Genomic DNA, 13,807 nt, shown 5'->3' with positions numbered 1-13,807 from the left:
TCGCTCACGCGAGCGCGGACAACGTGGCCACCGCGGCATGCCGCAGGCCCGGCGCGCAGGCCAGGAAGTCCTCGCTCGCGAGGCTCCACGGCCGGCCGTGGAGATCGGTGACCGACCCGCCGGCTTCCTCGACCAGCAGCGCGCCCGCCACCAGGCCGGAACGGACCTGGCTGTGCTGCCAGAACGCGTCCATCTGCCCGCCGGCGACCAGCGCGAGCTGGAAGGTCGCGGGCACGGTCACGCGCACCACCAGCGCGGCCTCGAGCATGGCGGTGACCGACTGGCCGATGCGGCGGTAGGTCAGGCTGTCCTCGCCGGGGCGCGCCTGGCCGGTCGCCACCATGGCCGCGCCCAGGTCGGTCTTGGCCGAGGGGCGCAGCGCCACGCCGTCGGCGAACGCGCCGCCGCCGCGCACGGCGGCGTAGGTCTTGCCGCTCAGCGGCACGTGCGCCACCGTCAGCACCGGCAGGTTGTCGCGGACCAGGGTGGCCGTCACGCCCCAGTCGGCCATGCCGTGCACGTGGTTGATATTGCCCTCCACGGGATCGGCGATCCACCATTCTCCCGGCGGCAGCGCGCCGCCTTCCAGTTCGTCCTCGATCCAGCCGGCGCCCGGGCGCGCCGCCATGAGTGCATCGCGCAGCACGGCCAGCGCGGCATCGTCGTTGGCATGGATGGCAGCGACCACCTCGCCGAGCGAAGCGCGCGGCACAGAAGAGGCGGCGAAGCGCTGGAGCAGTTGCGCGCCGGCGGCATGCACGGCGGCGGTGACGGGCGGCAGCAGGTCGCGGTCCGCCGGGTTTCCGGCAGCGGCCGGATGCGTTGTCGAAACGATCATTTCAGGTCCTCCGTTGACTTCGTCGAAGCAGTGAGACCTACAATATCAGCTAACTTCAAGTGCAACTTTGATAGGAAGGAAGTTACCTGCATGCAATTGGATCTGAACCTCCTGACCGCGCTCGACGCCCTGCTGGAAGAGGGCAGCGTGGCCGGCGCCGCCGCCCGCCTGCATCTTTCCGCGCCCGCCATGAGCCGCACGCTCGGGCGCCTGCGGCGCGCCACCGGCGACCAGATCCTGGTGCGCACCGGCTGGACCATGACGCCCACCCCGCACGCGGTGGCGATACGCGGCCAGGTGCATGAACTGGTGCAGCAGGCCGGCGCCGTGCTCGCGCCGCAGCAGCCGCTCGACCTGGCGCGGCTGCAGCGCAGCTTCACGCTGCAGTGCCACGACGCGATCGGCACCGCCATCGGCCCGGCGCTGCTGGCCATCGCGCAGGCGCGCGCGCCCGGCGTCACGCTGCGGCTGCTGGCCGAGGCATCCGCCGACACCAACGACCTGCGCCACGGCCAGATCGACCTGGAGATCGGCTCGGCCGTGCCGGCGCTGCCCGAGATCCGCCACGAGACCATCGGCCACGACCGGCTGGTGGTGGCCATGCGCGCCGGCCACCCGCTGGCCGCCGGCAAGCTCGACGCCGGCCGCTATGCGCGCGCCGGGCACCTCACGGTGTCGCGGCGCGGCCGCCTCAGCGACCCGGTCGACAAGGCGCTGGCGGCCATCGGCCAGCGCCGCCGCGTGGTCGCCTCGGTGCCGACCAGCACGGCCGCGCTGCTGTTCGTGCGCCAGAGCGACCTGGTGGTGGCCGTGCCCGAGCGCATGTGCGGCGCGGCGGTGGCCGCGCTGGGCCTGGCCACGCTGCCGCTGCCGCTCAAGCTGGCGGAGGTGCCGGTCAACCACGCATGGCACCAGCGCTACGACACGGACAACGCGCACGCCTGGCTGCGCGCCATGGTGCGCGAGGCGATGGCCACGGTGTTCGCCGAGGACAGGTCCGGCAGGCCCGGCAGGCCCGTGGCGCGCGCCGCGCGCAAGACCCGCTCCGCCTGATTGTTTCCGCGCGGCCCGGCTGCCGTCAGCCGGGCCGCCACAGGCCTCCACCGGGCCGGCAAGTCCCACCAGCGCGGGGGGAAATCCCTTGCGGCGCGCGCCGTTAGACAGGCAGGAGCACCGACCTCGCCTTGCGAGCGCCTGGCTTCGACGCGCCCCGGCGACTGGCACCATCCCGGTCCCACAGGACCTCCGGCTTCGGCGACGGCGCCTTGACGCGATGAGAAACAACCTGCCTGTCGCCGCGCACGCGTACCTGCTGACAGCCGCGTGAGTTGCGGCGGCGCGGGGCATCCCGCCCCGTGTTCCGCGCCGGCGCGCCTCGCCTCAGTTCGGGCAAGGCGAGGCCAGGCGGTCCGTGCGCCAGACCATGACGCGGTTGCGCCCGTTCTGCTTGGCCGTGTACAGCGCGCTGTCGGCGGCACGCATCAGGACGTCGAGGCTCTCGAGTCCGACCAGCTGTGCGACACCGATGCTGACCGTCACGTTGAGGAAGGCGCGGCCATGGACGTGTACCGGCAGCCCGGCGATCAGCTCCCGCAGCCGCTCGGCGACGAGGCGGCCGGCCTCCAGGCTCATGCCCGTGAGCAACAGCGCGAACTCTTCGCCACCGAGGCGGCCGACCAGATAGTTTCCGTCCACGGCTTCGGAGCAGGAGTGCGCGATCGACTTGAGCGTCAGATCGCCCGCGGCATGTCCGTAACGGTCGTTGATTTCCTTGAAGTGATCGACGTCGAGCATCAGGAAGACCGCGCCGATCCCGCTCGCTCTGGCTTTCTCGACTTCGCGCTCGGCCATCTCGATGAAATGGCGGCGGTTGCTGATCTGGACCAGCGCGTCCGTCGATGCCAGTTCGGTGAGCCGTTCGATGAGCGCGCGCCGCTCCTCGAACATCGCGAACACCATCAGGCATAGTCCGCAGCCGGCGGCGGAAAAGAAGCCGACGCTGGGAAACCGTTCCGCCGCGGGCAAGCCCGCGAGGAAGCCATGGCCGGTGGCGCCCGCCCATGTCCCGACGGTCGTGATCAGGACATTGACCAGGGTGACGCAACGCAGCCCGGGGCCTTGTCCGATCCAGAACAGCAGCACGCCGTAGCTGAGGGTCAGCGGCAGGAGCGGCCGGGCGGCGCTGCCGCTGGCGGCAAACAGCATGGCCACGAGGATGCCGCTGCCCCACAGCAGCATGTCATGGCGCCAGCGTGGCGCCGGCACGCGGGGCATTGCCGTGCTCCAGGCCAGCAGCAGCGGCGTCACCACCAGTTGCCCGATCGAGTTGGCGATCCACCAGTGCCGCCACGCGGACAGCACGTCGAAGGCGGGCGCCTGGTGTTCCGCCACGCCCGCGATCCACCACGGCAGGCAGCGCGAAGCCCACGCGCTGCCGGTCTGCCCCAGCAGGCACACCGCGAGCACGCCGCCAGTGCTGCTGATCGGCTGCAGGACGAGGAACACCAGCGCAATGAACAAGGCGACGTCGCGGGGACGGTCCAGGTGGCGCGAGATCTTCCAGCGGCGAAACAGCCAGCCGCCCAGCGCGCCTTCCAGGCTGTTGGACAAGCCGATCAGCATGGCATTGCCTGGCGGCAGTCCGGCCCAGAGGGACAGCAGCGTCTGGCCGAGGAAGATCCCCGGGGCCACGCGGGGGCCGGCCACGATGCAGAACGTCAGCGCCACGCCCTCCGGGATGAAGATCATGCTGGTGATGTTGCCGTACTCCAGCGACATCGTGAACGCCAGGCGGCCGAGCAACACATACGCTGCCGCCAGGGCGAGGCAAGGCAGCAGGATCTGCGTGCGCGTACTGCGGAGCGGCGACGTCATGTTCGGAGAGGCGCTGAGGGTGGTTCGCAGGCTACGTGTGCCCGGTCGGCGCGGCCGGATACCCGGGGCGGCCTCGGCGCGAAGACCGATCGACCATGCCCCGGGGACCGCGCTTTCGAGGCCCTGTCCGGCACCGGCGCATTTATTGCCGGCGGCCCGAGCGGTTCTCCTGGCTGGAGGCAGCGCAAGCATAGCCGCCGGCGAGGACAGCGAGAAAGAGTAGTCCTACGCATGCCGGCCGCGCCGGGCCGGCATGCATCGCCGCGCGCTCCCCGCATGAGTATTCCTACTCTTTCGGGCGGCACGTGGCTGGATCATCATTTTCAGCACGGCGGCCGGCAGGACGCTTCAAGCCCCGGTGGCGGACGGCGCCGGCCATGCAACCGGTCCAGCCGCCATCCGTCATGCCGACGCTCCGCCCCGGGGCAGGCGTCCACCGGCAGCACTGCGTGGCGCCCGCCCCGCCGCCCTCGCGAGGAGAACCTGCGTATGACCTGCCAGTTCACCGTGGATTGGCCAGATGACGCCAAATCCGCCGCGCCGCGCGGCCCAGGAGCCCTGGACGAACATGCGCTCGCCGCGGAACGCAGGCTGTTGCGGCTGATCGCGCGCGACATGCCGCTGCCGGAACTGCTCGCCGAGTTGTGCCTGCGCGCCGAGAAGCTGCTGGGCGAGCAGGCGATCTGCTCGATCCTGCTGCTGGACGCGGACGGGGAGAGCGTCCGCGTTGGCGGCGCGCCGTCGTTGCCGGCGGGCTACCGTATGGTGCTCGACCGCGTACTGATGGATTCCCGTGCGGCCGTCTCGACGGTCTCGATGCGCGAACGGCGCGTGGTGGTGGTCGAGGACATCCTGGCCGATCCGCTCTGGGCGCAGGCCTGGGAGGCCGCCAGGGACGGCGGCGTGCGGGCGTGCTGGTCGGCCCCGCTGGAGACCGAGGCGGGCGAGCTGCTCGGCGCGCTGGCGGTCTACCATCGCTCGCGGTGGCGGCCCGGCGCCGCGGAGCAGGCGCTCCTGCACGAGATCAGCCACAGCGCGGCCGCGGTGGTGAACCAGGAAGCGATCGCCCGGCGGCTCGCGCACAGCGAGGAATACCACCGGCTGGTGGTCAACCACCTGAGCGAAGGCATCCTGGTGCTGTCGCGCGACGGCACCATCCTGGCCTGCAACCTGAGCGCGCAGCGGATACTGGGCGCGCCGCCGGATGTGGCCGGCCGCAGCATGCTCGCGGTCATTCCCCGCATGCTCGACGAAGACGGGGTCCCGCTGCCGGTCAGGAACCGGCCCAGCATGCGCGCGCTGGCCACCGGCAAGGCGGTCTTCGGCCAGACGGTCGGACTCGATCTCGCGGGCCGGCAGGTCGTATGGGTCTCGCTCAATACGATGCCGATTTTCCGGCCCGGGGAGGCCGAGCCGGCATCCGTGATGGTCTCGTTCGCCGACGTCAGCCCGGCACGCGAGGCCCAGCAGCGGCTCAGGTACCTGGCGACCCGCGATTCGCTCACGGGGCTGCACAACCGTGCCTATCTGTCGGAGCGGTTGCGGGAGATGCTCGGCGACGCGGGCGGGTCGCTCCGGCTGGCGGTCCTGTTCATCGACCTGGACGGCTTCAAGAAGGTCAACGAGACCGCCGGGCACGAGGCGGGCGACGCCTTGCTGCACAGCGTCGCGCAACGGCTGGCGGGCTGCGTGCGCGAAGGCAACGCGCTGGCGCGCGTGGGCGGCGACGAATTCGTGATCGCGGTGGGCGACCATACGCACGCCGGCGAACCGGCCGCGCTGGCCCGGCATGTGCTCGATACGCTGGCCGCGCCGTTTGCGCTGGCCGGCAACGAGTATTTCCTCGGCGCGTCGATCGGCATCAGCGTGTATCCCGGCGACGGGCAGGATGCGTCCGCCCTGATACGCTACGCCGACTCCGCGATGCATGTGGCCAAGCAAAGCGGCGGCAATACCTTCCAGTTCTTCACCGAAGACCTGAGCCAGCGGTTGCAGCGCCGCTTCACGATCGAGCAGTCGCTGCGCCGGGCGCTGGCCTGCGCGGAGCTGTCCCTTGTCTACCAGCCGTTCGTCAACAGCAGGAATGGCCGCGTGGTCGGCGCCGAAGCGCTGCTGCGGTGGACCAGCGGCGAACTCGGCGAGGTATCGCCGGCCGAGTTCATCCCGGTTGCCGAGGAAGCCGGCCTGATCGCCGAGATCGGCCACTGGGCCCTGCGGCAGGCCTGCCGGCAGGCCGCGCGGTGGCGCCGCAGCTTCGCGCCGGACTTCGTGATGGCCGTCAACCTGTCGCCACGCCAGTTCACCGGCGCGCTGGTCGGGCAGGTCATGGACTGCCTGGCGCAGACTTGCCTGGCCCCGGCGGCGCTCGAGCTGGAGATCACCGAGGGGCTGCTGATGAGCGAGAGCGAGGACGTGCAGCCGATCCTGCGCGCGCTCAGCGACCGGGGCATCCGGATTTCCGTGGACGACTTCGGCACCGGCTATTCGTCGCTGGCCTACCTGAACCGGTTCACCCTGCACAACCTGAAGGTCGACCGCTCGTTCGTCGCCGGCCTGCCGGACAACCGCGACGCCGTGGCCATCACCCAGGCCGTGGTCGCGATGGCCCATTCGCTGGGCATGCACGTGACGGCCGAGGGCGTGGAGACGGCGGCGCAGGCCGCCTTCCTCAAGGCGCTCGGCTGCGAGCGGCAGCAAGGCTACCTGTTCTCCCGGCCGGTGAGCGCCGCGGCCTGCTCGCGCATGCTGCGCGAACAGGGGAAGGCGCAGCGCTGAAGCATGCTTTGGCCATCGTCCGCACCGGCGCGGTTGCGGCGCATCGGCCACGCCATTAGGCATCGCCGCAGGATCATTCGTTTCGGAAAAAAGGGTGTGGATCGCGAATCGCCATGCGGCGTGGCGCAGGACACTGTTTGCTCGGTTCAGCAGATACGTCCACCATCCACGACCAAGGAAGCAACATGGCAAAGGTACTTTGCGTTCTCTATCCCGATCCGGTCACCGGTTATCCGCCGAAATACGCGCGCGACGATATCCCGGTCATCGCCCGGTATCCCAACGGCGAGACGGTGCCGACGCCGAAGGGGCCGCTCGGCTTCAGGCCGGGCGAACTGGTGGGATGCGTATCGGGAGAGCTGGGCCTGCGCGCGTATCTCGAAAGCCATGGCCATGAACTGGTCGTCACCAGCGACAAGGACGGCGCCGACTCGACCTTCGACCGCCACCTCGTCGATGCCGACGTCGTCATCTCGCAGCCGTTCTGGCCCGCCTATCTCACCGCCGAGCGCATCGCGAAGGCCAGGAAGCTCAAGCTCGCGCTGACCGCCGGCATCGGCTCCGACCACGTCGACCTGAAGGCGGCCGCCGAACATGGCATCACCGTCGCGGAAGAAACCTTTTCCAACAGCATCAGCGTGGCCGAGCACGTCGTCATGATGGTGTTGGCGCTGGTGCGGAACCACCTGCCGGCGCACCAGTACGCGGTAAACGGCGGCTGGAACATCGCCGACTGCGTGAGCCGCAGCTACGATCTCGAAGGCATGCACTTCGGCACCATCGGCGCCGGCCGCATCGGCCTCGCGGTGCTGCGCCGCCTGAAGCCGTTCGACGTGAAGCTGCACTACCATGGCCGGCATCGCCTGGCGCCGGAGATCGAGGCGGAACTGGGCCTCACGTACCACGACACGCCGCAGTCGCTGGTGAAGGCGTGCGACGTGATCAACCTGCAGATGCCGCTGTACCCGTCCACCGAGGGCATGTTCGACGACAAGATGCTCGCGCTCGCCAGGCGCGGCGCCTACCTGATCAACACCGCGCGCGGCGCGCTGTGCGACCGCGACGCGGTGGTGCGCGCGCTGCAGTCCGGCCAGCTGGCTGGCTATGCCGGCGACGTGTGGTTCCCGCAGCCGGCGCCGGTCGACCATCCGTGGCGCACCATGCCCAACCAGGGCATGACGCCGCACATGTCGGGCAGTTCCCTGTCCGGCCAGGCCCGCTATGCGGCGGGCACGCTCGAGATTCTCGAGTGCTTCTTCGAAGGACGGCCGATCCGGCCCGAGTACCTGATCGTCGACGGCGGCAATCTCGCCGGCACCGGCGCCGGCTCGTACCAGTTGAGCTGAGCGGCTGAGCGGCCTCCGGGCGCGGCTCAGGTCTCCTTCGTCATCCCCTTCAGGTCGATCCATTCGTCGAACTGGGCCGCGGTGACGTGGCCGGAGGCCAGCGCCGCCTCGCGCAGCGACAGGTTGTGCCGGATCGCCAGCTTGGCGATCTCGGCCGCGCGGTCGTAGCCGATATGGGGGTTGAGCGCGGTGACCGGCATCAGCGAGCGCGCCAGCAGGCTGGCGATGTGCTCGCGGTCGGCTTCCACGCCTTCGACCATGCGCTCGGCGAAGCTCGCCGTGGCCTCGGCCAGCAGCGTGACCGACTGCAGCAGGCTGTAGATGATCACCGGCTTGTAGGCGTTGAGCTCGAGCGTGCCCAGCCCGTTGGCCAGCGTGACGGTGGTGTGGTTGCCGATCACGCGGCAGCACACCATCGCCAGCGCCTCGGCCTGGGTCGGGTTGACCTTGCCCGGCATGATCGAGGAGCCGGGTTCGTTGGCCGGCAGGACCAGCTCGGCCAGGCCGGCGCGCGGGCCGGAGCCCAGCAGCATGAAGTCGCGCGCGATCTTGAGGAAGGACGAGGCGGTGGTATTGAGCGCGCCGGAAAGGTCGGCCAGCGCATCGTGCGAGGCCTGCAGCGCGTAGCGGTTGGGCGCGGGCTCGAAGGGCAGGCCGGTGTAGCCGGCCAGCGCCCGCGCGAAGGCGGTGGCGAAGCCGTGCGGCGCATTGAGCCCGGTGCCCACCGCGGTGCCGCCCTGGGGCACCGGCATGGCGCGCAGCATGGCCTGCTGCAGGCGCGCCTGGGCATCGGCCACCTGGGCCTCGTAGCCCGAGAACTCCTGGCCGAGCGTCAGCGGCACGGCATCCTGCAGGTGGGTGCGGCCGACCTTGACGATGTCGGCGAAGGCGGCCACCTTGCGGCCCAGCGCCTGGCGCAGGGTTTCCAGCGCCGGCAGCAGCTGCAGCTGGAGCGCGCGCGTGGCGGCGATGTGCATGGCGGTGGGAACGCTGTCGTTGGACGACTGGCTGGCGTTGACGTGGTCGTTCGGGTGCACCGGCTTCCTTGACCCGGCCTGGCCGCCGAGCTGTTCGATGGCGCGGTTGGCGATGACCTCGTTCAGGTTCATGTTGGTCTGCGTGCCCGAGCCGGTCTGCCAGACCGAGAGCGGAAACTCGTCCGGCCACTTGCCGTCGACGATCTCCTGCGCGGCGCGCTCGATGGCGTCGGCCAGCGCGGGCCTGAGCACGCCCAGCTCGCGGTTGGCGCGCGCCGCGCACAGCTTGAGGATGGCGAACGCTTCGATCAGCGCGGGCGGCATCTTTTCGGTGCCGATGCGGAAGTTCTGCCGCGCGCGCTCGGTCTGCGCGCCCCACAGGTGCCCGGCGGGCACCGGCACGTCGCCGAGGCTGTCCTGCTCGACGCGGGTGGCTGGCTTGCGGTCGGTCATGGCGCTCTCCTTCTTCTTCCTTCTTTCCTTCTTCTTCCTTTTCCCGGGCCGGCGACGCGGGCGCAGGTCTCAAGGGTACGCCCGGCGGCGGCCGGGCGCCTTGCGGGCGGCGCCAGGCTTTCCCCGCTTCGGCGGGGGGAGGCTTCCCGGCGCGCCCGCGAGCTGTCAGGCTCGCTGCACTTTTCCGGGGCGGCGGGTACACGGCCCGCCGGCATGGCCCGTGCGGCGAGTGCCGCGGCACGGTCCCGGGGAAGCGGTTCGTTGTTGTAGGGATGAAACATGGCGGTGGTCCGGGCGGCTGTTACGCGCGGAGCATTTGCCGCAGGCCAAGCCTTGGCCTGAAAATGGGCTTCACAATACAAAAACGATAATTGCGATCTTAAACAGGACTTTTGGGTGTGAATCAGGCGATTCTGCAATATCTCGGCGAGCGGCATTGCTCCTCGCAATGGCGTGACGTCTTGTCGGCGCTTGCCGACGAACTGGTCGAGGTGACGGACCTTGCCACCTTGCGCGCGACGATGCGGCGCGTCGGTGTGCGCTTTGCGCAACGTTTCGACCCGGGCGCTTGCGCCACGCTGGCCGAACTGGAGCGGGCGATCGCCCAGATCTGGCTGGACGTGGACTGGGGCTGGGCCAGCATCGAGGACACCGGCGGCTCACTGGTGATCCGGCATTACTGCACGCCGCTGAAAGCGGCGCTGGGCGCGTCAGCCGATGCGTGGTCTGGGGCGTTCCTGGAAGGGGCGTACCAGCAGTGGTTCCGCATGCTGGGCTCGTCCGAAGTCCTGAAAGTCACCCAGAGCACGCCGATGGATGCGACCGGAAGCGTGGAATTGCGCTTCGGCCGCTGAACATCCGGCCCGGCCTGGGCTGTTAGCGCCAGGCCACTTCCTTTCCGTGTGAGCAACAACGATGAGCCAGTCAGACGACCTGTCAAAGCTGTTCCAGCGCTTTGGCGGGCAGGCGCAAGCCTATCAGGAGATCGTGCGCGACGAGGCCGCGACGCAGGCGCGCGAGCGCTGGCCGCTGCTGTCGTCCGTGCGCGTGGACCGCGCCGCCACCGTGCCGCCGGTCCAGCCAGCCGGCGCGCCGGCGCAGGACGGCGCCGCGGCCGTGCCGCCCTGGCGCGGCCTGGCGACCGAGCGCGCGCCGGCCCCGGCCGAGGCGCCGGCCACCGCCGCGCAGGTTGCGCCGGCGCCACTTGAGGCGCCCGCGGCAGCGCCGGGCGCGGCGATGGAGCCGCGCTTCCGCACTCCCGGCGGCGCGCCGCCGGCGCGCTTCGCCGATCTTGCGCCGGCGGCCGAGCCGGTCCGGCCGCCGCCCCCGGCCTGGGAGCCGGCAGCGCAGGCCGCCCCGCCGGCCCCCCCGGCTCCGCCCGCATCCGAGGCGGACACCGAACTGTCCCGGATCTTCGCGCGGCTCGAAGGCCGCCCGGAGCCGGCCCCCGCCAGCGAACGCCCGCCCGCGCGGCGCTCGTTTCTAGACCGGCTGAACCGCTCGTGAAGATCATTGCCGTCGTATCGGCCAAGGGCGGCGTGGGCAAGACCACGCTGTCGGCCAATCTTGCCGAGGCCCTCGCCGCCGCCGGCGAGCGGGTGCTTGCCGTCGACCTGGACCCGCAGAATGCGCTGCGCCTGCATTTCGGCATGCCGCCGCAGGAAGTCGGCGGGCACGCGCGCGCCACGCTGGCGGGCGAGCCCTGGGAGCCGAGCCTGTACCGCGGCCGCTCGCGCGCGCTGGTGATGCCGTTCGGCGCGCTCAACGAGGCGGACCGCTCGGCGTTCGAAGCCCATCTCGCCACCCATCCCGGCTGGCTGCGCGCGCAGCTCGGCGCGCTGGGCCTGGGCCGCGACGACATCGTGGTGATCGATACGCCGCCCGGCCCTTCGCCCTACATGCGCCAGGCCCTGTCGTGCGCGCAGGTGTGCGTGATGGTGTCGCTGCCGGACGCCGCGTCCTACGCCACCCTGCCGCTGATGGAAGACCTGATCCGCACCTACTGCGAAGGCCGGCCCGACTACCTCGGCCATGTGCTGGTGATCAACCAGGTGGACGTGAGCCGCCAGCTCGGCAAGGACGTGGTGCAGACGCTGCGCGCCCAGCTCGGCGAGCGCGTGCTGGGCGTGATCCACCAGGACCAGGCGGTGGCCGAGGCGCTCGCCTACGACCGCAGCGTGCTCGAGTACAACCCCCACAGCCAGGCCACGCACGACCTGCTGCGCTGCGCCGCCCGGCTGCGCCAGGCCCTGGCCGCCCATGGAGAAGCCGCGTGAAGCCCGCCCGACCACGCAGGACCGCCGCCGCCGGCCAGGCCGCCGCGCCCGCCGCCCGCCAGCCCAACGCGCTGTCGGCCGCGCTGCAGCGCTTCGGCATCGCCTTCGTCGAGATGCCGTTGTGGGACAGCACGCCGGCGCGCGTGCTGGCGCTGGTGGCCGCGCTGTGCATGTTCGCGCTGGTGGTCACCGTGCCGCTCGGCTTCTGGCAGCAGGTGGGCTTCGCCGCCGTGTGCTTCGTGCTCGCCGTGTGGCTCAACCGCGTCAGGGGGCACCTCGCCACGCTGATGATGGTGGTGCTGTCGATCATCGCGTCGAGCCGCTACATGTACTGGCGGCTGACCGAAACCGTCGGCCTGGGCGGCTGGTTCGACGCGCTGTTCGGCATCGGGCTGGTGCTGGCCGAGCTGTACGCCTTCACGGTGCTGATGCTGGGCTACTTCCAGACCGCCTGGCCGCTGCAGCGCCGCCCCGTGCCGATGCCGGCGGACACCTCGTCCTGGCCCACCGTGGACGTCTTCATCCCCACCTACAACGAGCCGCTGTCGGTGGTCAAGCCCACCGTGTTCGCCGCCATGTCGCTGGACTGGCCGCGCGACAAGATCAACGTCTACGTGCTCGACGACGGCCGGCGCGAGGAATTCCGCGCGTTCTGCGAGAAGGTCGGCGTCACCCATGTGACCCGCAGCCACAACCGCCACGCCAAGGCCGGCAACATCAACGAGGCGCTCAAGGACACCCGCGGCGAATATGTGGCCATCTTCGACTGCGACCACATCCCCACGCGCTCCTTCCTGCAGGTCTGCATGGGCTGGTTCCTCAAGGACCGCAAGCTGGCCATGCTGCAGACGCCGCACTACTTCTTCTCGCCGGATCCGTTCGAGAAGAACCTGCGCACCTTCCAGGAAGTGCCCAACGAGGGCGAGCTGTTCTACGGCCTGGTGCAGGACGGCAACGACCTGTGGGATGCGACTTTTTTCTGCGGCTCGTGCGCCATCATCCGCCGCGCGCCGCTGCTCGAGGTGGGCGGCATCGCGGTGGAGACCGTGACCGAGGACGCGCACACCGCGCTCAAGCTGCACCGCAAGGGCTACAGCACCGCCTACCTGGCGATCCCGCAGGCGGCCGGGCTGGCCACCGAGAGCCTGTCCGGGCACGTCGGCCAGCGCATCCGCTGGGCGCGCGGCATGGCGCAGATCTGCCGGCTGGACAACCCGCTGCTGGGGCCGGGCCTGTCGATCTGGCAGCGGCTGTGCTACCTCAACGCCATGCTGCACTTCTTCTACGGGCTGCCGCGGCTGGTTTTCCTGACCGCGCCGCTGGCCTACCTGCTGTTCGGCGCGCACGTGATCCAGGCCTCGGCGCTGACCATCGCCACCTTCGCGCTGCCCCACCTGCTGCACGCGAACATGACCAACTCGCGCGTGCAGGGCCAGTTCCGCCATTCGTTCTGGAACGAGGTCTACGAGTCGGTGCTGGCGTGGTACATCATGCGGCCCGTGCTGGTGGCCTTTATCAACCCGGCCGCCGGCAAGTTCAACGTCACGCCCAAGGGCGGGGTGATCGAGGAGGCCTACTTCGACTGGGTGATCTCGCGTCCCTACCTGGTGCTGCTGCTGCTCAACCTGCTGGGCGTGGTGGTGGGGCTGCTGCGGCTGTTCCTGTGGAACCAGTTCGAGACCACCACGGTGGTGCTGAACCTGATCTGGACCTTCTACAACCTCGTCATCCTCGGCGCGTCCATCGCCGTGGCCAGCGAGACGCGGCAGATCCGCGTGGCGCACCGCGTGGCGATGGCGCTGCCGGCCACGCTGCATTTCGCCGACGGCCGCGCGGTGGTGTGCGAGACCATCGACTTCGCCGAGGGCGGCATCGGCATGCGCCTGCCGCCGGGCGTCAAGGCCGCGGTGGGCGAGCCGGTGCAGATCTCGCTGTACCTGCAGGACGACGAGCACATGTTCCCCGCCAGGGTGGTGTTCCAGGGCGAGTCGCACACCGGCCTGGTGCTGGACCAGATGAGCCCGCGCGACGAGATGGCCTTCATCCAGTGCACCTTCGCGCGCGCCGACGCGTGGATCGACTCCTGGGGCCGCAAGCGTCCGGACGCGCCGGGGCTGGCCGCCGGCCAGATCCTGCGCATCGGCCTGCTGGGCTTTCACAACGTGATGTTCCACCTCGGCCGCGAGATGCGCCGGCTGCTGCGCCGTCCCGAGCCCGGCGCCACCACCAACTGACCATCGACCCGGGCGCGGCCCGGCATACACGCCA

At 70.5% G+C, this 13,807-nt stretch carries 10 protein-coding genes; 7 read left to right on the top strand and 3 right to left on the bottom strand.

The window, feature by feature from the left end; translation table 11 throughout:
• Positions 1–4 precede the first annotated feature (4 nt).
• Entirely contained in the window at positions 5–838 is an 834-nt protein-coding gene (locus ACKI2N_RS19850) for an inositol monophosphatase family protein (protein WP_420998176.1), read from the bottom strand.
• A gap of 90 nt (positions 839–928) precedes the next feature.
• Between ACKI2N_RS19850 and ACKI2N_RS19845 the strand changes: the two genes are divergently transcribed.
• Positions 929–1,891, top strand: a complete 963-nt coding sequence (locus tag ACKI2N_RS19845) for a LysR family transcriptional regulator (RefSeq protein WP_420998175.1) — start codon at positions 929–931, stop codon at positions 1,889–1,891.
• 327 nt (positions 1,892–2,218) lie between these two features.
• Here ACKI2N_RS19845 and ACKI2N_RS19840 read toward each other — a convergent pair whose 3' ends face one another.
• Positions 2,219–3,712, bottom strand: a complete 1,494-nt coding sequence (locus ACKI2N_RS19840; protein WP_426990921.1) for a diguanylate cyclase — start codon at positions 3,710–3,712, stop codon at positions 2,219–2,221.
• 489 nt (positions 3,713–4,201) lie between these two features.
• On the opposite strand from ACKI2N_RS19840, the gene ACKI2N_RS19835 reads away from it, so the two are divergent.
• Together ACKI2N_RS19835 and ACKI2N_RS19830 are read left to right on the top strand one after the other, a co-directional pair.
• Complete coding sequence (locus ACKI2N_RS19835) at positions 4,202–6,487, top strand: putative bifunctional diguanylate cyclase/phosphodiesterase (protein WP_420998173.1); 2,286 nt, start codon at positions 4,202–4,204, stop codon at positions 6,485–6,487.
• Between the two features lie 185 nt (positions 6,488–6,672).
• Positions 6,673–7,833, top strand: coding sequence for an NAD-dependent formate dehydrogenase (locus tag ACKI2N_RS19830; RefSeq protein ID WP_420998172.1), 1,161 nt, complete (start codon positions 6,673–6,675; stop codon positions 7,831–7,833).
• 26 nt (positions 7,834–7,859) lie between these two features.
• On the opposite strand, the gene ACKI2N_RS19825 is transcribed toward ACKI2N_RS19830, so the two are convergent.
• Positions 7,860–9,263 (bottom strand): class II fumarate hydratase, encoded by a 1,404-nt coding sequence (locus ACKI2N_RS19825; protein ID WP_420998171.1) that lies wholly within the window; start codon positions 9,261–9,263, stop codon positions 7,860–7,862.
• Between the two features lie 398 nt (positions 9,264–9,661).
• Here ACKI2N_RS19825 and bcsD point away from each other — a divergent pair, with 398 nt between their 5' ends.
• From bcsD to bcsA, 4 genes are all read left to right on the top strand, one after another.
• Positions 9,662–10,117 carry a cellulose biosynthesis protein BcsD gene (bcsD, locus tag ACKI2N_RS19820; RefSeq protein WP_420998170.1) on the top strand — a complete coding sequence of 152 codons (456 nt, stop codon included), beginning with the start codon at positions 9,662–9,664 and terminating at the stop codon, positions 10,115–10,117.
• Positions 10,118–10,178: 61 nt separating this feature from the next.
• Positions 10,179–10,769 (top strand): cellulose biosynthesis protein BcsP, encoded by a 591-nt coding sequence (bcsP, locus tag ACKI2N_RS19815; protein ID WP_420998169.1) that lies wholly within the window; start codon positions 10,179–10,181, stop codon positions 10,767–10,769.
• On the top strand, positions 10,766–11,539 hold the full coding sequence (gene bcsQ / locus ACKI2N_RS19810) for a cellulose biosynthesis protein BcsQ (RefSeq protein ID WP_420998168.1): 774 nt from the start codon (positions 10,766–10,768) through the stop codon (positions 11,537–11,539). The genes bcsP and bcsQ overlap by 4 nt, the downstream gene beginning before the upstream one ends.
• On the top strand, positions 11,536–13,773 hold the full coding sequence (gene bcsA / locus ACKI2N_RS19805; RefSeq protein WP_420998167.1) for a UDP-forming cellulose synthase catalytic subunit: 2,238 nt from the start codon (positions 11,536–11,538) through the stop codon (positions 13,771–13,773). Before bcsQ ends, bcsA begins: the two co-directional genes overlap by 4 nt.
• Positions 13,774–13,807 lie beyond the last annotated feature (34 nt).

Source organism: Cupriavidus sp. 30B13, assembly GCF_049059565.2.
Lineage (GTDB): Bacteria > Pseudomonadota > Gammaproteobacteria > Burkholderiales > Burkholderiaceae > Cupriavidus.
Note: the sequence above shows the minus strand (reverse complement) of the source record. Positions and strands in the feature narration are given on the sequence as shown.

What these genes read in the sequence shown, in the direction of transcription:
- ACKI2N_RS19825 (WP_420998171.1), bottom strand. Translation starts at nt 9,263, where the DNA reads ATGACCGACCGCAAGCCAGCCACCCGCGTCGAGCAGGACAGCCTCGGC.
- ACKI2N_RS19845 (WP_420998175.1), top strand. Translation starts at nt 929, where the DNA reads ATGCAATTGGATCTGAACCTCCTGACCGCGCTCGACGCCCTGCTGGAA.
- ACKI2N_RS19840 (WP_426990921.1), bottom strand. Translation starts at nt 3,712, where the DNA reads ATGACGTCGCCGCTCCGCAGTACGCGCACGCAGATCCTGCTGCCTTGC.
- ACKI2N_RS19850 (WP_420998176.1), bottom strand. Translation starts at nt 838, where the DNA reads ATGATCGTTTCGACAACGCATCCGGCCGCTGCCGGAAACCCGGCGGAC.
- ACKI2N_RS19835 (WP_420998173.1), top strand. Translation starts at nt 4,202, where the DNA reads ATGACCTGCCAGTTCACCGTGGATTGGCCAGATGACGCCAAATCCGCC.
- bcsP (WP_420998169.1), top strand. Translation starts at nt 10,179, where the DNA reads ATGAGCCAGTCAGACGACCTGTCAAAGCTGTTCCAGCGCTTTGGCGGG.
- ACKI2N_RS19830 (WP_420998172.1), top strand. Translation starts at nt 6,673, where the DNA reads ATGGCAAAGGTACTTTGCGTTCTCTATCCCGATCCGGTCACCGGTTAT.